We start from the raw sequence: 18,936 nt of genomic DNA on the forward strand, positions 1-18,936 counted from the left end.
ACCTTGACCGCCATCGACCCCACCGCCCACCTGACCGCGGAGCAGATCGAGGAGCTCGGCCGCGAGCTGGACGCGATCCGCGACGAGGTGATCGCCAGCCGCGGCGAGAAGGACGCCGCCTACATCCGCAAGGTGATCTCGGCGCAGCGCAAGCTCGAGCTGGCCAGCAGGGGCGTACTGCTGTTCTCGTTCTTCCCGCCCGCGTGGCTGATCGGCACCGCCGGGCTGTCCGTGGCGAAGATCATGGACAACATGGAGATCGGTCACAACATCCTGCACGGCCAGTGGGACTGGATGCGGGACCCGAAGATCCACTCCACCACCTGGGATTGGGATCACGTCTCGCCGGCCGACCAGTGGAAGCACTCGCACAACGAGCTGCACCACAAGTACACCAACGTGATCGGCAAGGACAACGACCTCGGTTACGGCATCATGCGCGTCGACGAGGACCAGAAGTGGCACCCGATCCACCTGGGCCAGCCGCTGTGGAACTTCATCAACGCCTGCTTCTTCGAGTACGGCATCGCAGCGTACGACCTGGAGCTCGGCAAGAACCTGCACAAGCGACGCCGCAAGAACCCGGAGTTCCGCGCTCGGGCCAGGGCCGTGGGCCGCAAGATCCGCAAGCAGGTCCTCAAGGACTACGTGATCCACCCTCTGCTGTCGGGCCCGTCGTTCCTCACCACGCTCGCCGCCACGTTCACCGCCAACCTGGTCCGCAACATCTGGTCCCACTCGGTGATCATGTGCGGGCACTTCCCCGAAGGTGTGCAGGTCTTCGAGCGCCGGTCGATCAAGGGCGAGACGCGCGGCCAGTGGTACCTGCGCCAGATGATGGGCTCGGCGAACATCAGCGGCAGCAAGGCCATGCACTTCATGACCGGCAACCTCTCGCACCAGATCGAACACCACCTGTTCCCGGACCTGCCGAGCAACCGGTACGCCGAGGTCGCGGTGAAGGTGCGCGCCCTGTTCGAAAAGTACGAGCTGGACTACGTCACCGGCCCGCTGCCCAAGCAGGTGTTCTCCGCGTGGCACAAGGTCTTCCGGCTCTCACTGCCGAACAAGAAGCCCAAGGTCAACACGCCGGACCGCGACCGCGAGCTCGTCGCGGCCTGATTCCAGGTCTTGGTCAAGATCTTTCGGCCGTACCTGCGGCACCGACGGGTGTCACCACCGGGCCGTACTGCTGCACCGCGGGTGGTGACATCCGTCGCGCATCGTGGGCGGCCGCGAGATCAGACCGTACGACATGGCAGCCGGGCACCCCGGTGTCCGGCTGCACTGCCTGGACGTGCGCCAAGAGGTCAAGAGTGACTTCCTCCCGCCGCACGGCTTCCCGCCCGGCCGCCACGCCGTGAGGTTGGATCTTGCTCCGCGCCCCGCCGGCGCCTTCGGGGCGGCGTCCAGACCGGCGGACGGGGCAACGTCACGCAGGGACGGCGAGCGGCGGGTGCTCCAGCACCCGGGGCTTGTACTCGACCAGCTGGATGCGGCCGTCGAAGGTGCGGTGCTCGATCATCTCGAGGGCAACGTCCGGATAACCGTCGTAGATGCGTTCCTCGCCCGTGGCCCCGGTGATCACCGGGAACATCACGACCCGGAAGCGGTCGACCAGGCCGGCTCGCAGCAGGGAGCGGCACAGGCTGAGGCTGCCGATCGTGCTGAGGAGCCCCGAGCCGGTCGACTTCATGGCGCGGACCGCCTCGACGGCGTCGTCGCGGACGAGCGTGCAGTTGGGCCAGGTCAGGGGCTCCTCGAGTGAGGAGGAGAACACCACCTTGGACGCTTGCGTGAGCTCGTCGACGGACGCCTCTTCCTCGGGCCTGAACTCGTCCTGGCCATCCGGGACCTCGCCTGCGGCGAAGCCCGACATCAGGCGGTAGGTGTTCGCTCCCATCAGGTAGGTGACCTCGGGCTGCTTGCCGAGCCAGGCGAGGTACTCCGGTCCTTCGAGGCCCCAGAACCCGGGCCATCCCTCGCCCGATGCGTGGCCGTCGAGGGAGGTGATGAAGTCGACGAGAAGCTCCGACATGGCAGTGTCCTTTCCTGAGGTGTCACGAGCTTGGACCGGCCGGGAGCCACAAACTCATCGGCCGCGCGGTGGAGAAGCTAAAAACCCATGACACTGCAGCCGATCAGGCCGGCGCAGCCACACTGCTTCGAATGGCCGGAGGACCGCCGGCACGGTTGTGCCGACGGCCGTCTTACTGAGGAAGCCTCTGCCGTCGGGCCAGGTAGACGCTTCGCTGCCGCGGGATCTTCCGAAGAGGTGAGGTCGTGACGCGTGGCGGTCTGGCCGTAACGTCCTTCGTGGTCAGACCACCACACGCTGCACCGGCCGGAGATCACACCTCTCTTTCGACGCGGCGAAAAGCGACTCGATCAAACGCCCACTGGGCGTCCCCGCATGCGCCAACATGGCGGTCATGGACGCGTTCACCGACCGACTCAATCCCGACGTGTACGTCGTCACGGCCACCGCAGGCGGCGAGCGTGCCGGCTGCCTCGTCGGGTTCGCCTCACAGTGCTCCATTCAACCGGTGCGGTTCATGGTCTGGCTGTCGAAGGTGAACCGGACCTACGAGGTCGCCTGTGAAGCCGAGTTCCTCGCTGTGCATCTGCTCACCCGGGACGAGCACGAATTGGCTGAGCTGTTCGGTGGCGAGACCGGCCACCAGGTGGACAAGTTCGCCCGCGCGGCGTGGATCCGGGGTCGCGGAGGGGCCGCGTTGCTTCGGGACGCGTGCGCATGGTTCGTCGGCAGGGTGGAGCGGCAGGTCGACGGGGGCGACCACGTCGGCTTCGTCCTGGACCCCGTGGAAAGCGGCGAGCGGGACAGGGCCGACGGTCGGCCGATCCTGCGACTCGGCGATGTGCGCTCGATCAGCCCCGGCCATCCGGTCGAATAGGCGTCGCGGCCGTACGCCCCGTTTCCTGAGCCTTCCAAGCCCGTGGCGCCATCACCGCGTCCACCGGTACCTCCGTGCCTTCGTCGCCTCCGGCCCTCGCACCGGCCACGGCGACGCCCAGCATCTCGGCGACCTCGACCCCGGGCACGCGGGACTCGATGCATGCGCTCTCCGCCCCGGCCAGGAAGGGGCAACCGCGGTCGAGCGAGCGGGCCGATACGGTGCGCCGCCCCGGCACACGGCGTCCTGGTGGGATCCGTCGTACGACGGGGACTTGCGGCGCCTGCCCCTGCCGACGGTGATGACCATCTGAATCGGTGCCCACGCGGTCGGGCGTGGCGAGATGCGCTGGTCACGCCTCGCTGCGGACGACGGTCACCGGGCAGTGTGCGTGGTGGAGAACGGCTTGGCTCACCGAGCCCAGGAGCAGTCCGGCGAATCCGCCACGTCCCCTGGCTCCGACGACCATGAGCTGGGCATTCTTGCTCGCTTCGATCAGCGTCTCGCGGGGCTCGCCGCTCAGCACTTGCTGACTGACCACGACGTCCGGGTACTTTTCCGTGTGGCCGGCGAGCGCCTGGGCCAGCAGACGCTCCACGCTCTCCACACCTGTCCCGGCCGGTGCGTAGTCCGGCAGCCATGCGTGCACGGCGAGGATCGGTGCCTTGCGCAAGGCCGCCTCGGCGAAGGCGAACGTCACTGCCCTCTCGCCCATGGGTGAGCCGTCGACAGCAAGCACGACGCGGCCGGTATCGGTTGGCTCCCCATGGACCACCATCACTGGACACTGCGTGTGGGCGGCCAAGGACACGGCCGTTGAGCCGGGGAGCATCCCGACGATTCCGCCGCTACCTCGTGCACCCACGACGACCAGGTCCGCGGTTTGTGACTCGGCGCTGAGCACGCTGACCGCGCTGCCTGTCACGACTGCCTCGGTGACTTCCACGTCCGGCGCCACGGTACGGGCGTGGTCTGCCGCGTCATGGGTCAGATCATCGAGCGGGGCGGTATCCGTGTGCGTGTACCTGGGCCTGGCCGGCCAGCTGAAGGCGTGCACCACACGCAGCCTCGCTCCACGCCACTGTGCCTCCCGGGCAGCTGCTTCCACCGCGGCCTGGCATGACGACGAGCCGTCCACTCCGACGACGACCTGCTTGCCCACCGGACCTCCTCCGTGACCGCATCCCGACCACACGCGTGTCCAAGCCTCGCCCCGGCAGCCGCCCGCTGCCACTTGGCCGCGCCTCCACTTGCTGATCTTCCGGGCGGTGTGGGACCGCCCGCAGTCGGGGCGCTGTGGTCGGCTGCGGAAGCGGGTCGTAATTCGTTTGCCCTGGCTATCGGTGACGGTTGCACTGGGAGCGGATTGCACGTGTGGTGGTGCTGGTATGCCGAGGGGGCAGCAGTGGTGACGGAGATTCGTTCAGCGACTGATGGGGACCGTGACGTTTTCGTCGACACGGTTCATGCCGCGTTCGGGCGCTTTGCGGAGACCCCGGTCGAGGGTGGCGGGCTGTGGTGGTCGGCGCTGGAGATGGACCGGTGTCTGCTCGCGGCAGCGGCCGGGCGGCCTGTGGGGACGGCTGCTGCGCATTCATTCGAGCTGACCCTGCCGGGTGGCGCGCTCGTTCCGGTCTCCGGGGTGACTGCTGTCGGAGTTCTGCCCTCTCATCGGCGGCAGGGGGTGCTCAGCGCGTTGATGCGGCATCAGCTTGCTGAGCTGCGGGCTCGTGGGGAGGCGTTGTCCGTGCTGCTGGCTTCCGAAGCGCCGATCTATGGCAGGTTCGGCTACGGGCCGGCGACGTATACGGCGCGGTTGACGGTGCCGCGCCACCAGGGTGGCTTCGCCGTTCCCCGGGCGGGTCAGGTAGCCGGCGGGGTGGCGGATGGCGGGGACGGGGGGTCTGTCGAGGTGCTGCGGCGTGCCGAGTGCGGCGAGATCCTTGAGGGGGTCTACGACCGTTATCGGCGTGTCCAGCCCGGCGCGCTGTCGCGGCCGCGTCGCTGGTGGGCGTTGCGCGCGGGTCAACCTCCCCTCTCGCCGGCGCCGCGCTATGTCGCTGTTCACCGTGGCGCGGACGGTGAACCGGACGGGTATGCGAGTTATTCGATCGGTGAGGGCAACACGTTGACGGTTGATGAGACCGTCGCTGTCGACGATGTCGTCTTCACGGCGTTGGCAGGGTTCGTGCTGGGGCACGATCTGGTGTCTCGGGTGGTGTTCAAGCATGTGCCGGCCGGGCATCCGCTGCGCTGGCAGTTCGCGGACTTTCGTGCCGCAGAGGTGAGCGGTGACACCGATTGGCTGTGGGTGCGGCTGCTGGACGTGCCGGCTGCTTTGACGGCGCGTCGCTGGTTCGTGGACGGTGAGCTGGTCCTCGATGTCGAGGACCCTTTCCTGGGCGAGCGCCATCGGTATCAGCTGACCGTCCGGGACGGTAAGGCTGAGTGTGTCCTGACTGACCGGGAGCCTGATCTGTCCTTGGATGTGCGTGATCTCGGTTCGGTCTACCTCGGGGGCACGGCCCCGAGCACGCTCGTGCGTGCGGGCCATGTCCGGGTGCACCGTGCCGGTGTGGACTCCCTTGCTGACGGGCTCTTCCGTGCCGAGCGTGCGCCGCACTGCCTGCACTGGTTCTGAACAATGCGCCGCGAACACACTTGCCGCGCTGAAGCCGATCCGCGCCGCCCGACCCGACGGCGCACCGATCTACGTCATCCTGGACAACCTGTCGGCCGACGAAAACGCCGACATCCGCCGCCGGGCGAAAGCGAGTGGGCCCGAGGCCTACTCGCCGGATGGAGTGTGGCGATTCGGTCTCTTAAAGGCCTTATCGCCACGATCCCCGTACCCTCGTGTACCTACGGCGTCACATAGCGGGCGCCAAACCACTGGAGGCAACACCTCGTGCTGATCGCTCAGCGTCCCTCGTTGACCGAAGAGGTCGTCGACGAGTTCCGCTCCCGGTTCGTGATCGAGCCGCTGGAGCCGGGCTTCGGTTACACCCTCGGCAACTCCCTTCGCCGGACTCTCCTCTCCTCGATTCCGGGTGCGGCGGTCACGTCCATCCGTGTCGACGGCGTGCTGCACGAGTTCACCACCGTGCCGGGCGTCAAGGAGGACGTCACCGACCTGATCCTCAACATCAAGCAGCTGGTCGTCTCCTCGGAGCACGACGAGCCGGTCGTGATGTACCTGCGCAAGCAGGGCCCGGGTCTGGTCACCGCCGCCGACATCGCGCCCCCGGCCGGTGTCGAGGTGCACAACCCCGACCTCGTCCTGGCCACGCTCAACGGCAAGGGCAAGCTGGAGATGGAGCTGACGGTCGAGCGTGGCCGTGGTTACGTCTCCGCCGTGCAGAACAAGCAGGTGGGCCAGGAGATCGGCCGTATCCCGGTCGACTCGATCTACTCGCCGGTTCTGAAGGTCACGTACAAGGTCGAGGCCACGCGTGTCGAGCAGCGCACCGACTTCGACAAGCTGATCGTCGACGTCGAGACCAAGCAGGCGATGCGTCCGCGTGACGCCATGGCCTCCGCCGGTAAGACGCTGGTCGAGCTGTTCGGTCTGGCTCGTGAGCTGAACATCGACGCCGAGGGCATCGACATGGGCCCGTCCCCCACGGACGCCGCCCTTGCCGCTGATCTGGTGCTGCCGATCGAGGAGCTGGAGCTCACCGTTCGGTCGTACAACTGCCTCAAGCGTGAGGGCATCCACTCCGTGGGTGAGCTCGTGGCGCGTTCCGAGGCCGATCTGCTCGACATTCGTAACTTCGGTGCGAAGTCGATCGACGAGGTCAAGGCGAAGCTGGCCGGCATGGGCCTGGCCTTCAAGGACAGCCCGCCCGGATTCGACCCGACGGCGGCGGCCGACGCCTTCGGCGCCGACGACGACGCGGACGCCGGTTTCGTGGAGACCGAACAGTACTGAACGCCGCGCCACGGCGAGGTCAGGCGAGAGCCTGCGCAGCAGAGGGCCACACCCCCTTCTTTCCAGGAAGGGGGATGGTAGACGTGGCGTGCTCAAGCCGGCATCGCGTATAGGCAGGGGCCAGCCGCGTTGACCTCCGCCTGTGCCTCCCCGCCGCTGGGCCTGGCCTTCAGGTTCGGCATGAGCAGGCCGTCACCCCTCCACCACGGCGGGCGAAGCAAGGCCGCCGCCATGTGCGGTTGCCGGACCTGACCGTGGTGGCGGCCTGCGGTCCGCCGCGTAGAGACCAACCCGGTGGTCCGCGGGAGTGTCGCGGGACGGGCGGGGAGGACAGGTCAGCCATGTTGGGGCAGGGCGGCATCCGTTCTGGCATGCCGACGACCAGGCCGTTCGTGCCGTGCGTCAGGAAGCCGCCGCCCCCGTTGGGTTCACCCTCCGGGGGCGTGCGTGCCTCGGCAGCACGCCGAAGATCGCAACGCGACGACGGTCAGGCGGCCCAGGCCGTGTCTTAAGGATCACCGCACAAGTAGTGAGGTGTCGGTGGTGCGCGGGGCACGGCCCCGAGCACGCTCGTGGGGTTCGGGCTGCGTCGCAGAGAGCCATCAGTGAAGATCCGACTGGACCTCGGTCAGTCGATGCCTTCGACGATGCGGAAGTCGCGCTAGACGCCATCGGAGAGGGCGACCAGCGCCTCCTGGGAGGCCGCACTCTCGTACGCCGCGACGGCCTGCTCGAAGCTGTCGAACTCGATCAGGACGGTGCGCTCGGCGATTCCGGCGTCATGCGCCACGACCCGACCGCCACGGACGAAGACCCGGCCGCCCCCGGCCTGGACGGCTGGAGCGGCCAGCTTGTTGTAGGCAGCCAGCTTCTCCGGGTCTGAAATGGTGCGGTAGACGCTGACCCAGTAGCCCTTGGGCATGAAACCTCCAGTGTGGGTATGAGTGCATCCGACTTACGAGCTGGTCTCGGACGAGCGTCGGCGGGCGAGAGCGAGGCTTGTCAGCGTCGTGATCGTCATGGCGCCGATGCCGACCAGCGCCGCGGTGGTGTAGGCACTGTCGTCGGGGAAGAGGTGGCCGGGGCGGGTGCCCGCGGCGAGGATCATGCCGCCGATGGCGCTGCCCAGGGAGTACCCGACGCTGCGGACGACGTAGTTGAGGCTCATGGCGCTCGACGTCTCGCTCTTGGGGGTGACGGCCAGGATGACGCCGGGCATCGCGGCCGAGAAGCCGCCGACGCCGAAGCCGAGCACGCCCATCGCCGCGAACAGTTCGGCCAGGTTCGACCGGGCCGCCGCGAACAGGGCGAACCCGCCGCCGACCACGACGGCGCTGCCGGCCAGGAGCAGGGGGTCGGCGATCCGCGTCCGGACCCGCGGCGTCAGCTTGCCGGCGACGAACCCCAGCACCGAGAACGGGATGAGGACCAGCCCGGCGACAGAGGTCGTCAGCCCGAAGCCGTAGCCGGCGCCCTGCGGCGTCTGCGCGTACCGGGTGATGAGCGTGAGCAGGAGGTACATGCCGATCCCGCCGACGAACATGGCGAGGTTCGCCCCGGCGACCTCCGGGTGCCGCACCGCCCGCACACCGACCAAAGGCGTCGTGCTGCGCAGCTCGATGACGGCCCAGACGCTGAGCAGCGCCACCGCGACGACGGCGAGGCCCGCCGCCACGGCGAGGTGGCGGCTCCACAGACTCCGTTCGCCGGCCAGAAACAGCACCAGGAGCAGCGCAGCGGCCAGGACGACCGCGCCTGCCACGTCGACGCGGGCGGAGCGGCCTTCGGGGGCTTCGGGCATGGAGCGCCACGCGATCAGGAGGGCGGCGGCGGTGACTACCAGGCCGAGGCCGTAGGCGGCCCGTACCCCGCCGAGCTCGGCGAGCAGTGCGGCCAGCGGGTAGCCGACGCCGGCCCCGATGATCGAGACCACCGAGATCAGGGCGATCACGGCGGCGCTGCGCTCCTCGGGGAGGTGGTCCCGGGCCACGCCCATCATCAGCGCCGTCAGCCCGAGCCCGACGCCCTGGGCAGCCCTGCCGGCCAGCAGCCACGCGAACGGCAGCGGCAGCACGGTGAGGGTGCTGCCGGCGACGACGACCGCCAGCGTGGCGAGGATCGTGGTGCGCCGGTGTGGGCCGGCTCCGAGCCGGCCCAGGACCGGCGTGGCGACGGCGCCGCTGAGCAGCGCGACGGTCAGCGTCCACTGGGCGCTGCCGAGCGAGACGTGGAACGAGGTCGCCACGCTGGTGATGAGCGGCGTCCCGAGGCTGGCGACCGCCGCCACGACCAGAGCGATGAACATCAGGGCGGGAACCAGCAGCCGCCCCTCGGAACGCGCCACCGGTAACGCCTTCACCGCGCCCCCGCCGACCGGCTGCCTGGTCACTGCTTCGGCCCCTCGCGGTCCTGGCTTTCTAGCTCCGCCAGATGCTTCAGCGCCGGAAGGGCCGCCAGCAGCGCTTCGACCTCGTCGCCGGTGAGCTCGCCGATCAACCGCTCGAACGCGTACACGCCCGCCTGGCGCCGCGTCCGGACATAGGAGGCGCCGGCCTCGGTCAGGCACACCAGCGTGACCCGCTTGTCGGACGGGTCGCCTCGCCGCTCGACCAGGCCGGACTCCTCCATCACCCGGACCAGGGCGGTCATCGCGGGCTGGGTGACGCCCTCGACCGCGGCCAGATCGGTGATGCGCCGCGGGCCGGTCCGGTCCAGGGTGGCCAGGGTGGCGGCTGACGTCAGGCTCATGTCCCGGGGCAGGCGTCTCGCGGCCCTGGTGGCCAGGCCGTAGAGGGCTGCTCCGATGGCAGCGGACGCGCCAGGAGTGGTGTCTTGACGACTCATGCTTGAAGCATAGCGACTTTATATTCACAGTTTATGGAAATGCCTCGACTGACGCGGAGTGGCCACGACCGCTGCGAGCCGGCGACGTCACGGTGCGCGGCCGAGACGTCGCGGTGCGCGGCCGAATCGACTTCACATACGCCCTCTCCCTGGGGCAGGAAGCCCTCGGCTTCCACCACAGCGTCCTGTCCGACTTCCGCCACCGGCCCGCCGAGCGCGACCGCGCCGGCCGGCTGCGGGGCCTCGCGCTCACCCTGATCCGGCAGGCTGGCTTGCTCAAGGGCCCCGGCACCCCGCGGTGATGCCCAGCTGGCTCAACCCGACGGGCCCGCGCTGTCCGAGGTCAGCCATCTGACCGCGTACCTGACCCGCTTCCCGTGCCGGTGCAACCCGGCATGCTGGTCCGGCAGCACAAGGCGTTCCCACAGGCCACGGATGCTGACAGCTCGTTCAGATTCATTCAGCTTCTGTTCAGCGGGCCTGGCGCACCCTGAAGCAATCAGCTCGGCCGCGCCCGGTGGCCGGGGGTTACGGCGAGGAGGTCCGGCATGAAGCGCAAAGGCAAATGGATCATGGGGGCCGCCCTGTCGGCCGCCCTCATCGGCGGTGGTACCAGCCTCGCTGTGGCCACCACCGGCGGTGAGGACAACGAGACGCCCATCTCGGGACCCGCTCTGGAGAAGGCGAGCGCCGCGGCACTCGCGCACACCGGAGAAGGCAAGGTGACGGACACCGAGGTCGGCGACGAGGAGGGCTACTACGAGGTCGAGGTCACGCTCGACAACGGCAAGCAGGCCGACGTACACCTCGACAAGGACTTCAAGGTCCTCGGCACCGAGGTGGACGGCGGAGACAAGCCGAGCGACAAGGACTGATCCCGGCGCGCCCTGTCGGACCGCACCCATTGCGCGGTGCCGGCGCCAAGCAGGGTTCCGGTCGTGACCACGGCCAAAGTGACCGTGGGGGCTTGGCGGGCTGTGTGAAGTCGAGAGTCATGACGGACTCGGACGGCTATGCCATTCGGGCTCCGCAGCAGGGGCGCCACGGTGCTCCGGCTGTACTACGACATCCGATTGTCCCTGCCCGCGGCTCCCGTAGCGTGGACGGTATGCGCGTGCTGATCATCGAGGACGAGGAGCGGTTCGCGGCCGGGCTCAGGGACGGGTTGGCGGCGGAGGGTTTCGCCGTGGACGTTGCGCTCGACGGGGTGGACGGCCTGTGGCTGGCGCGTGAGCACGCCTACGACGCGATCGTCCTCGACATCATGCTGCCGCGCCTCAACGGCTACCGGGTCTGCCGGACTCTGCGCGGCGAGGGCAACTGGACGCCGATCCTCATGCTCACCGCCAAGGAAGGCGAGTGGGACGAGATCGAGGGTCTCGACACCGGCGCCGACGATTACCTCACCAAGCCCGTCTCGTACGCGGTGCTGCTCGCCCGGCTGCGGGCGCTGCTGCGGCGCGAGGCCCGCGAGCGTCCGGCGGTGGTTGCGGTGGGCGACCTGCGGCTGGATCCGGCGGCGCGCACGGTGACCCGGTCGGGGCGTCAGGTCGAGGTGACAGCACGGGAACTGGCCGTACTGGAGTTCCTGATGCGGCGCACGGGCGAGACCGTGAGCAAGCGGACAATCCTTGACCATGTGTGGGGCGACGATTTCGAGGGCGATCCGAACATCGTCGAGGTGTATGTGCGGCGCCTGCGCAACAAGATCGATCGTCCCTTCGGGCGGGACTCGCTGCGCACCGCCCGCGGGCACGGGTATCGGTTGGTGCCCGATGGCGAGTGAGCGGCGGCGTCTGCGGACGGTGCGCGTGCGAGCCACGGTGATCGCCGCACTGGCCGTGGGGCTCGCGCTGATCGCCGGAGGCACCGCCCTCGTGCTGGGGCTGCGGGTCGAGCTGAGCAACGACGTCCGGGACGCCGCGCGGGGCCGCGCCCAGGAGGTGGCCCAGGTGATCGAGGAGGGGCGGGGCGTGCCCCAGATGAGCGTGGCCGACCCCGCGGAGGAGTTCCTTCAGGTTGTCGACGAGCGGGGGACGGTCGTCGCGGCGAGCTCGAACATCGAGGGACTGCCCGCACTGACCCGGCTCCGGCCCGGCGGCAGCACCCAGATCGACACTCCTATCGACGAGGAAGCGTTCCTGGTGGTGGCGGTCGGGGCGCGGGACGGCGACCGGCGTCTGACCGTCCTGGACGGCCGTGCTCCCGCCGGGGTCGCCGAGGCCACTTCCACGGTCACCCGGATGCTGCTCGTCGGCGTACCCGTGCTGGTGATCGTGGCGTCCGCCGCGACCTGGGTGGCCGTGGGACGCACGCTACGGCGGGTTGCACGGGCCGAGGCGGCGCAACGACGGTTCGTATCGGATGCCTCGCACGAACTGCGCTCACCCGTCGCCACGGTCCGGCAGCACGCCGAAGTGGCCCTCGCCCATCCGGCAGGCGCCGATGCAGGGGTGCTGGCTGGGACGGTCCTGGACGAAGCCGTCCGCATGCAGCGCCTCGTGGACGACCTCCTTCTCCTCGCCCGCGCCGACGAAGACGCGATCCGGCCCCCGCGGCACCCCATCGACCTGGACGACCTGGTCTTCGAGGAGGCCCGACGGCTGCGGGAACAGCCGAAGGGCCCGAGCGTCGACAGCCACGGGGTCTCGGCCGGACGAGTCCGGGGCGATGAGGACGCCCTGCGCCGCGTGGTCCGCAACCTCGGCGAGAACGCCGCCCGCCACGCCCGCTCCCAGGTCGCCCTGACCCTCGGCGAAGTCGGCGGAACCGTACGGCTGGACGTGGACGACGACGGTCCCGGGGTGCCGGAGAATGAGCGGGCCCGGATCTTCGACCGCTTCGTGCGTCTGGACGAGGCACGCGCGAGGAGAGAGGGCGGAGCCGGCCTGGGTCTCGCGATCGTGGCTGAGCTGGTGGCGGCGCACGGGGGGACCGTGGCCGTAGGGACGGCGCCGGAACTGGGCGGGGCGCGCTTCACGGTGAGGCTGCCGACCAGCCACTGAGGAGGGCGGGGCTGTGGCGTTGTGCTGCTTCGCCGCCTGGGCGCGAGACGCACCGCGAACACGCAGCCGCTCACGAACCGAATGCCCCATCCCACGGCCGCCTGACAGCACATTCAGGTGCGTTCAGCGTCCGTTCAGGGGGACGGCGGGACACTCATCGCAGGCCACGTCTCAAGGAGGCCGCCATGAGCACCAACGGCCACATCCTGCTCACCGGGGCAGCCGTAACCGCCGCCGCACTCCTGGCCGGAGGGTGTTCCGGTACCGCCAGCACCGCTGACCGCCCAACTGAACCGAGCGCCTGCGTTCACGTCGTCGACGAGGACACGGGCAAGACCGGCGACGCCTGCCTGCCCACGGCGCCCGCAGCGGACCGCGCCGACCTCACCAAGCCGCGCTTCACTCACCCCACAAAGATCACGAACCCGCTGCACCCCACCAGCGAAGTCACCCAGACGATTTACGGCGGTCAAGTGGACGGCAAACCCTTCCGTACCGAGGTCAGCCTGCTGCCCGGCACCAAGACCATCGAGGTCGACGGAAAACCGGTCGAAGCCCGCATCAGCCAGTACGCGGCCTTCTCCAACGGCCGGATCCAGGAGGTCGCCCTCGACTGGTACGCGCAGGCCGACGACGGTTCCGTGTGGTACCTCGGCGAAGACGTCTTCAACTACGAGAACGGGGTGGTCGCCGACACCGAGGGCACGTGGCAGGCAGGCCGCCGCAACGCACCCCCCGCCATGATCATGCCCTCGGCACCCGAGAAGGGCGATGTCTACCGTCCCGAGAACCTGCCGGGGATCGTCTTCGAGGAAGTCACCGTACGCACCGTGGACCAGACGGTCGACGGGCCGTACGGCAAGATCGACGGTGCGATCACGGTCCGTGAGCTGCACATGGACGGCTCGACCGAGGACAAGGTGTTCGCGCCGGGATACGGGGAGTTCTCGACCGGAACCGAGGGCGGCGACCTGGAGGCGGTGTCGCTCGCGGTGCCCACCGACGCGAAGGCGGGCCCCTTGCCGGCCCCGCTGACCGCCCTGGACCGAGCGGCTGTTGCCGCCCACAAGTCGTCCGGGCCCGCCACCGTCCGCGAGGTCCGCGCCGCGTGGGACGCCTACCGCGCATCCGACGCCGTACCGGAGCTGCTGGAGCGGCAGATGGAACGTGACCTCGCAGCCTTGGAGAAGGCCGGGAGTAATGCGCAGGCGGCGGACCCCGCCCTGCGCGTCGCGCAGAACGTGACGGACCTGCGACTGCGCTACGAACCCGTGCCGTCGGTCGACAGGGACCGACTCGCCCTGTGGACACGCCAGTTGACCATCGACGGGAAGGCCGGAAACGAGGGCGCCGTCGCGGGCGACGTGACAGCTCTGGAGCTTGCATGGGAGCGGTTGCGGCACGAAATCCCGGACGCCGTGCACGTGGACACGGATCTGAAGAAACTCCGTTCGGCAGCCGATCGCAAGGACCTGGCCGAGATACAGCGAATCGCGCCCGAACTCATCCAGCACATTACGCAGGCGGAGGGTGCCTAGGCCGTTCCGTTTGGATCAGCCGGTCGTTGGTCGGGGTGCCGTCGACTGATGCGCAGTGGGCGCGGATCGACCGTTACTCCCGGACCGCACGCCGAAACGGGTGGCCGGTGGAGGGATCACCGGGAGGTGATCGACGCAATCGCGTTCAGGTTCCTGGCCGGAGTGCAGTGGGTCAACCTGCCGGAGAAGTACGGCAACTGGAAAGGCGTCTACAACCGGCTGCGGATGTGGGCTGTCGACGGCACCTGGGAGCGGGTTTTCACCGCGCTGATGGCACAGGCAGACGCGGACGAGGATCTGGACTGGGCCGTCTCGGTGGACTCCACGATCGTGCGTGCTCACCAGCATGCGGCCGGGGCCCACAAACAAGGGGCTCCTGCCGGCGAACCCGCCGACCATGCCATCGGCCGGTCGCGCGGCGGACTGACCACAAAGATCCACCTCGCCGCCGACGGCCACTGCCGCCCCCTGGGGTTGAAGCAGTGGCGAGGGGTTGCCACCCGCTACGAGAAGACCGCAACCATCTACCTGGCCGGACTCCACATCGCAGGCACATTTCTGTGGTCCGCCCGGTGCCGAAGAAGCCACTAGGGGAGGTTCTCTGCGAGTGACACCGCGGCCGCGTGATCGCCTTGGAGAATGGACTCGGTCAGGACATGGGCTGCTTGGCGGAGTTCACCCTGTATGGCGTCTGCTGCGGCCCGGTCAAGGAGCAGCACCCCGGTCTCGGCATCGGGGCCAAGGGACTCGGTTTGTCCCGGCTGCTGGGTCTTTGCGTACCGGCCGACTGCTTCCCAGTAGCCCTCCACGGCATTGTGGCCGTCACGGGGAGGACGGAACGTGCGGAGGGTGACGGCCAGGCGATGCATCTCAGCGGCGACCTTGCGGGCAGGTTCACGGTCCGGCACCGCCGCCATGGCCGCTGAGGGGGAGACGATGCGGCCAGCGAGAACGTCAGCCCGACACTCGGCATCGCGAACCGCAGATCGTGTGGCCTTCAGAAGGAGCCACTTCGTGCCACGAGCGATGAGGCCAGGCACCCACAGCGTCCAGTCCACCACCCGGGTACGAGAGGTGAACTGGCCGGCAGCGGTGGTCATTTCGTCGCCATAGCGAGACAGCGCCGAGGGTCTCAGCAGTTGATCGGCGGCATCGTCCGATGCGGATGGCCTGCTGGCCAGATGCGATGCTCTCCATAGGGTGTCAACGGCAGTGTCGATCACCGCATCGCTACGGATGTCGTGGGCCTGGCGCACCAGGGCGTGTGCGATGGCTGCGACCCGCTGTTGCCATCCGTACACCACCCACAGCGGATAGCCCAGGAATAGCACCCGCCTGCGCCTGACACCGAAGGCGGCGACTCGTAGCGAGAAATGCGTGTCGAGCTGAACGACGTCAATGCGCCGCACACCGGCTGCGTCGGCTATCCGGTCCAGCAGATCGAACAGTTCTGCTGCCTGCTTCCGTTCCAAGACGAGTCGGGTGGCTGCCAGTTTGGCCGGGCGGGGCCACAGGTAGCCGGCGAGAGCAAGCAGGACCACGCCGACCACGGGTTGCACTACGGAGCCCCAGCCAAGGACGATGAAGAGTGCTCCCCCGGCCGCCAGGCCTGCGACTCCGAGGTGCACCCCGGCCGCGATGACGTATGCCGCGGCTGACGCCGCCCGGCGGCGAGCACCCCGAACAGTGAGCAGGGCCACTGCACCCCCTATTGCGAGCACGATCGCCACACCGACGACCGCAAGTACCAGGGCCATGTGCCTCTCCTTGATCGCACCGGTGCAGACGCTCTCACTGGTCCGCCACGCGTCACGATGCCTGGCACCGGCAAAGTGTGCGCACTCAATTTGCCGCAACAGCGCAGGCTGGCGTAGGCATGCGCGCAAACAGTGCAGAACATGGAGCGGTGCATCAACCTCTCGAAGCGTCATGTGGTGACGCCCCGCTACGACGAGACCGCGACCATTCACCTGGCTGTTTGCGGCAGCGGGGGCGCTTTCTGGCGATCCAAACGAAAGGCCCTAGCCGCCTGCGGAAGGTGGAGCCGGCTTGACCGTGGACCGCTGATCCCACAGAGGTGGCCGCCGGGAGTCCCGGCGGCTGCTTCTGCTTCGTGCGGTAGCCGCGCCATGCCCAGTGATCCCCGCCCCAATCACGCCGACCAAGCAACCGACACTGCGGCTGCGACGATCGTGACGGCGGCCAGCGCGACCATCACAGTCCTTACTGCCGTCACCGATCGGCCTCGGCGGGAGTCATGGTCAGCCGATACCACCATCCCGGTGCCGGCCTTTGTTCCTCCGCTGGTGTCGGCGCCTGACGCGCCACGGCGTCCAGCCCTCACAGTTGCCCACACCACGCGGAGGGTGTCCTCTCCTGAGTGGCCGATCGGACGCCGAGGGACGGGGTACGCGCGATTTCCGAAGACCCTCATGCCCGCTCAACGACCCAAGGGCGCTCCGGCAGTCGACATGTCACCCGTTTGCACACCGCTCGGGCACCGCGAGGGCCGGGCACGAAACGGAGTGGAGCCAAGTCCCGTTGCGCCGGGAATGCCCACGCATCACTCGGCCGGCTGGTCCGCCCTCTGGCCCGCGCGAGGTTGCCCGCTGCACCGAGGCGGGGAGAATGGCCTGTCGAACGGGTTGCGCAAGCTGGCTGCGATTTCGTGGTCGCATTGTGTCTGCCGGGGTTGGTCCCGTCGGAGCAGCCGGGTGCAGAGAACGATCGGTGGCTACGCTTCGGTGCGCAGCCGGTGGGGGGCCGGGGGATTATGAGCCGACCGTTGTTGTTCCTTGACGTGGACGGGCCGCTGAACCCGTATGCGGCCAAGCCGGAGAGGCTGCCCGAGGGTTACACCACGCTGAGAGTGCCGCAGAGTGGAGGGGCTGCGGGTGAGGACGGGGTGTTGTCGTCGCGGCGGCGGCCTTTGCGGGTCTGGCTCAATCCGGAGCATGGGCGGTCCCTGCTTCGGCTCGGCTATGAACTGTGTTGGGCCACGACCTGGATGGACGATGCCAACCGGTGGCTTGCTCCGGTGCTGGGCCTTCCCGAACTCCCCTTTGTCGACTTCGGTGAGGCGTTGCTGCAGGAGCGTCCGGACGGGGTGCACTGGAAGACCGGGCCGCTGGTGGAGTACGCCCAGGGGCGGGCGTTTGCGTGGGTGGATGACGAACAGAGCGATCTGGACCGGGCGTATGTGGGCGCCTGCCACCGCGGGGCTGCGCTGTTGCACCATGTCAACCCGCGCATCGGGTTGCGCGAGGACGACTTCGGTGACCTGGCCGGCTTCGCCCGGTTGCTGGACGCTCCCCGAGCCACCGGCTGAACTCGTCGCCCGTCCCGGGTCTCCCGGGGGGGTGTGCGCTCGGTTGTGTGATCGGTGCGGGTCGTGTCGTTGACGGCTGGTGTGCGGTGGTCTCCCGGAGGGCTGTCCGGGCCCGGCCGTGTGCTGGGGGTCTGTGGTGACGTGTGGTCAGGGGGACGGGTTCGGGCCGGGCCGGGTGGTTGGGGTGTGTGTTCCTTCAGCCGGTGTGCAGGATCCGGAAGCTGTCGGGTTGTGCGGGGTCGCGGTCGGCGATCTGGACTGGCGGCCAGGCCCATTGCCAGACGCTGTTGCCCGGTGTGCGGGAGAACCGGATCTGTCCGCGCGTTCCTTTCGCGGTGACGTACTGCCAGGGCGGAGTGGTGTGGGCCCCGTTCTGGTTGTCAGGGTGCAGCAGTTCGGCGAGGACGGTGATCGTGTCGTAGCCCTCGAAGGCGACGAAGGACGGTGCCCGGGCAAGGCGTTCGTGCAGGGTCTTCTCGACGCGTGCGCCGAGGGGGGTGAGGCTGTCGGGCAGGTACCGCAGGAAGGGGATCGCGGTGCCGGCGTCGCCCAGTTGGGTGGCCCAGTCGGTGAACTCGGGTTGGCCGGCCGGAGCGCCGATCAGGATGCCGGTGAGGCGGTGGTCGCGGCGGACGGCGGTGACGATGGGTATGGCCGGGTCCGGGTGGCCGGCCAGGATAAGGAGGGCTGTGGCGCGGCTGTCGGCGAGGGCGTCGCATAGGGCGTGGGGGGTGAGGGTGCGTGCGTCGAGTTCGGTGACGGTGGCGCCGTGGGGGGTGAGGTGGTCGCGCAGGATGCGGGTGCCGCAGGCCCAGTAGAGGCTCGGTTCGGCGGCTACGGCGATGCGGGTGTGCCCGGCGGCCAGGAGGAAGTCGGCGTAGATGCGCCAGCCGTGGGACTGTGCGGGGGCGAGGCGCGCGACCCACGTGGCCGTGTCGTCGGTGAGCGTGTCCAGGACCGCCGAGGAACACAGGAACGGCAGACCCAGGGCCTCGGCTCTGGTGGCGGCGGCGCGGGCGACGACGCTGTGGTACTCCCCCGCCAGAGCTTGCACGCCGAGGCCGGCCAGTTCGTCCACGGCCGCTGCGGCTCGGTGCGGGTCGGCCGCGGTGTCCCGGACGAGCAGTTCGAGGGGGCTACCAGCGGGCCGACGGGTGTCGTTGATGTCGGCGACGGCCAGTTCGAGCCCGGCGAGCAGGTGCCGGCCGGCTTCGGTCCAGCCGGGCCGGGTGAGCGGCACGAGAGCACCGATCCGGATGGGCGTTGCGTCAGCGGGGGTCTGCTGAGGGGGCGTTGAGGACGTGGTCATGCGTGGGTGTCTCCCGTGCCGGGGGTTCGGGTGTGGTCCATCCGGATCGCAGAGGGGGCCGGTGGT

General features: G+C 69.0%; 18 protein-coding genes and 1 pseudogene. 12 read left to right on the top strand and 7 right to left on the bottom strand.

The window, feature by feature from the left end; all coding sequences use genetic code 11:
- Nucleotides 1–3: 3 nt before the first annotated feature.
- Nucleotides 4–1,122 (top strand): fatty acid desaturase family protein, encoded by a 1,119-nt coding sequence (locus ACGFW6_RS06115; protein ID WP_393505213.1) that lies wholly within the window; start codon nt 4–6, stop codon nt 1,120–1,122.
- A 310-nt stretch (nt 1,123–1,432) separates the two neighbouring features.
- On the opposite strand, the gene ACGFW6_RS06120 is transcribed toward ACGFW6_RS06115, so the two are convergent.
- A complete protein-coding gene (locus tag ACGFW6_RS06120) occupies nt 1,433–2,038 on the bottom strand; it encodes a dihydrofolate reductase family protein (RefSeq protein WP_393505215.1) in 606 nt (201 codons plus the stop codon).
- A 385-nt stretch (nt 2,039–2,423) separates the two neighbouring features.
- On the opposite strand from ACGFW6_RS06120, the gene ACGFW6_RS06125 reads away from it, so the two are divergent.
- Entirely contained in the window at nt 2,424–2,915 is a 492-nt protein-coding gene (locus ACGFW6_RS06125; RefSeq protein ID WP_393505217.1) for a flavin reductase family protein, read from the top strand.
- Nucleotides 2,916–3,267: 352 nt separating this feature from the next.
- Here ACGFW6_RS06125 and ACGFW6_RS06130 read toward each other — a convergent pair whose 3' ends face one another.
- Complete coding sequence (locus ACGFW6_RS06130) at nt 3,268–4,077, bottom strand: universal stress protein (protein WP_393505219.1); 810 nt, start codon at nt 4,075–4,077, stop codon at nt 3,268–3,270.
- A gap of 246 nt (nt 4,078–4,323) precedes the next feature.
- Here ACGFW6_RS06130 and ACGFW6_RS06135 point away from each other — a divergent pair, with 246 nt between their 5' ends.
- The 3 genes and pseudogenes from ACGFW6_RS06135 (at nt 4,324) to ACGFW6_RS06145 (ending at nt 6,846) form a co-directional block, all read left to right on the top strand.
- Nucleotides 4,324–5,556: a GNAT family N-acetyltransferase gene (locus ACGFW6_RS06135; RefSeq protein WP_393506922.1), complete on the top strand. Its 1,233-nt coding sequence runs from the start codon at nt 4,324–4,326 to the stop codon at nt 5,554–5,556.
- Nucleotides 5,557–5,563: 7 nt separating this feature from the next.
- Nucleotides 5,564–5,686: pseudogene (locus ACGFW6_RS06140) on the top strand (IS630 family transposase); the annotation flags it as partial.
- Nucleotides 5,687–5,823: 137 nt separating this feature from the next.
- Complete coding sequence (locus tag ACGFW6_RS06145; RefSeq protein WP_093747976.1) at nt 5,824–6,846, top strand: DNA-directed RNA polymerase subunit alpha; 1,023 nt, start codon at nt 5,824–5,826, stop codon at nt 6,844–6,846.
- 661 nt (nt 6,847–7,507) lie between these two features.
- On the opposite strand, the gene ACGFW6_RS06150 is transcribed toward ACGFW6_RS06145, so the two are convergent.
- The 3 genes from ACGFW6_RS06150 to ACGFW6_RS06160 are packed head-to-tail and all read right to left on the bottom strand — an operon-like array spanning nt 7,508 to nt 9,594.
- On the bottom strand, nt 7,508–7,768 hold the full coding sequence (locus tag ACGFW6_RS06150; RefSeq protein WP_393505221.1) for a DUF1330 domain-containing protein: 261 nt from the start codon (nt 7,766–7,768) through the stop codon (nt 7,508–7,510).
- Nucleotides 7,769–7,801: 33 nt separating this feature from the next.
- A complete protein-coding gene (locus ACGFW6_RS06155; protein ID WP_393505223.1) occupies nt 7,802–9,235 on the bottom strand; it encodes an MFS transporter in 1,434 nt (477 codons plus the stop codon).
- Nucleotides 9,232–9,594 carry a MarR family winged helix-turn-helix transcriptional regulator gene (locus tag ACGFW6_RS06160; RefSeq protein ID WP_393506924.1) on the bottom strand — a complete coding sequence of 121 codons (363 nt, stop codon included), beginning with the start codon at nt 9,592–9,594 and terminating at the stop codon, nt 9,232–9,234. The genes ACGFW6_RS06155 and ACGFW6_RS06160 overlap by 4 nt, the downstream gene beginning before the upstream one ends.
- 209 nt (nt 9,595–9,803) lie before the next feature.
- Between ACGFW6_RS06160 and ACGFW6_RS06165 the strand changes: the two genes are divergently transcribed.
- The 6 genes from ACGFW6_RS06165 to ACGFW6_RS06190 all read left to right on the top strand — a co-directional run bounded on the left by ACGFW6_RS06165 (nt 9,804) and on the right by ACGFW6_RS06190 (nt 14,824).
- Nucleotides 9,804–9,992: a hypothetical protein gene (locus ACGFW6_RS06165; RefSeq protein ID WP_393505225.1), complete on the top strand. Its 189-nt coding sequence runs from the start codon at nt 9,804–9,806 to the stop codon at nt 9,990–9,992.
- Between the two features lie 246 nt (nt 9,993–10,238).
- On the top strand, nt 10,239–10,565 hold the full coding sequence (locus ACGFW6_RS06170) for a PepSY domain-containing protein (RefSeq protein WP_393505227.1): 327 nt from the start codon (nt 10,239–10,241) through the stop codon (nt 10,563–10,565).
- Between the two features lie 233 nt (nt 10,566–10,798).
- On the top strand, nt 10,799–11,476 hold the full coding sequence (locus ACGFW6_RS06175; RefSeq protein WP_393505229.1) for a response regulator transcription factor: 678 nt from the start codon (nt 10,799–10,801) through the stop codon (nt 11,474–11,476).
- A 25-nt stretch (nt 11,477–11,501) separates the two neighbouring features.
- Nucleotides 11,502–12,695, top strand: a complete 1,194-nt coding sequence (locus ACGFW6_RS06180) for a sensor histidine kinase (RefSeq protein WP_393505231.1) — start codon at nt 11,502–11,504, stop codon at nt 12,693–12,695.
- A 185-nt stretch (nt 12,696–12,880) separates the two neighbouring features.
- Nucleotides 12,881–14,233 carry a hypothetical protein gene (locus ACGFW6_RS06185; protein ID WP_393505233.1) on the top strand — a complete coding sequence of 451 codons (1,353 nt, stop codon included), beginning with the start codon at nt 12,881–12,883 and terminating at the stop codon, nt 14,231–14,233.
- Nucleotides 14,234–14,281: 48 nt separating this feature from the next.
- The gene (locus ACGFW6_RS06190; protein WP_393505235.1) at nt 14,282–14,824 is read left to right on the top strand and encodes an IS5 family transposase; all 543 of its coding nucleotides are present in this window, start codon (nt 14,282–14,284) and stop codon (nt 14,822–14,824) included.
- Here ACGFW6_RS06190 and ACGFW6_RS06195 read toward each other — a convergent pair.
- Nucleotides 14,821–15,990: a M48 family metallopeptidase gene (locus tag ACGFW6_RS06195; protein ID WP_393505237.1), complete on the bottom strand. Its 1,170-nt coding sequence runs from the start codon at nt 15,988–15,990 to the stop codon at nt 14,821–14,823. The genes ACGFW6_RS06190 and ACGFW6_RS06195 overlap by 4 nt on opposite strands.
- Nucleotides 15,991–17,006: 1,016 nt before the next feature.
- Between ACGFW6_RS06195 and ACGFW6_RS06200 the strand changes: the two genes are divergently transcribed.
- A complete protein-coding gene (locus ACGFW6_RS06200; protein WP_393505239.1) occupies nt 17,007–17,561 on the top strand; it encodes a hypothetical protein in 555 nt (184 codons plus the stop codon).
- 196 nt (nt 17,562–17,757) lie between these two features.
- Here ACGFW6_RS06200 and ACGFW6_RS06205 read toward each other — a convergent pair whose 3' ends face one another.
- Nucleotides 17,758–18,870 carry an ABC transporter substrate-binding protein gene (locus ACGFW6_RS06205; RefSeq protein ID WP_393505241.1) on the bottom strand — a complete coding sequence of 371 codons (1,113 nt, stop codon included), beginning with the start codon at nt 18,868–18,870 and terminating at the stop codon, nt 17,758–17,760.
- Between the last annotated feature and the right edge of the window lie 66 nt (nt 18,871–18,936).

It is taken from the genome of Streptomyces sp. Y7 (genome assembly GCF_043195415.1).
Lineage (GTDB): Bacteria > Actinomycetota > Actinomycetes > Streptomycetales > Streptomycetaceae > Streptomyces.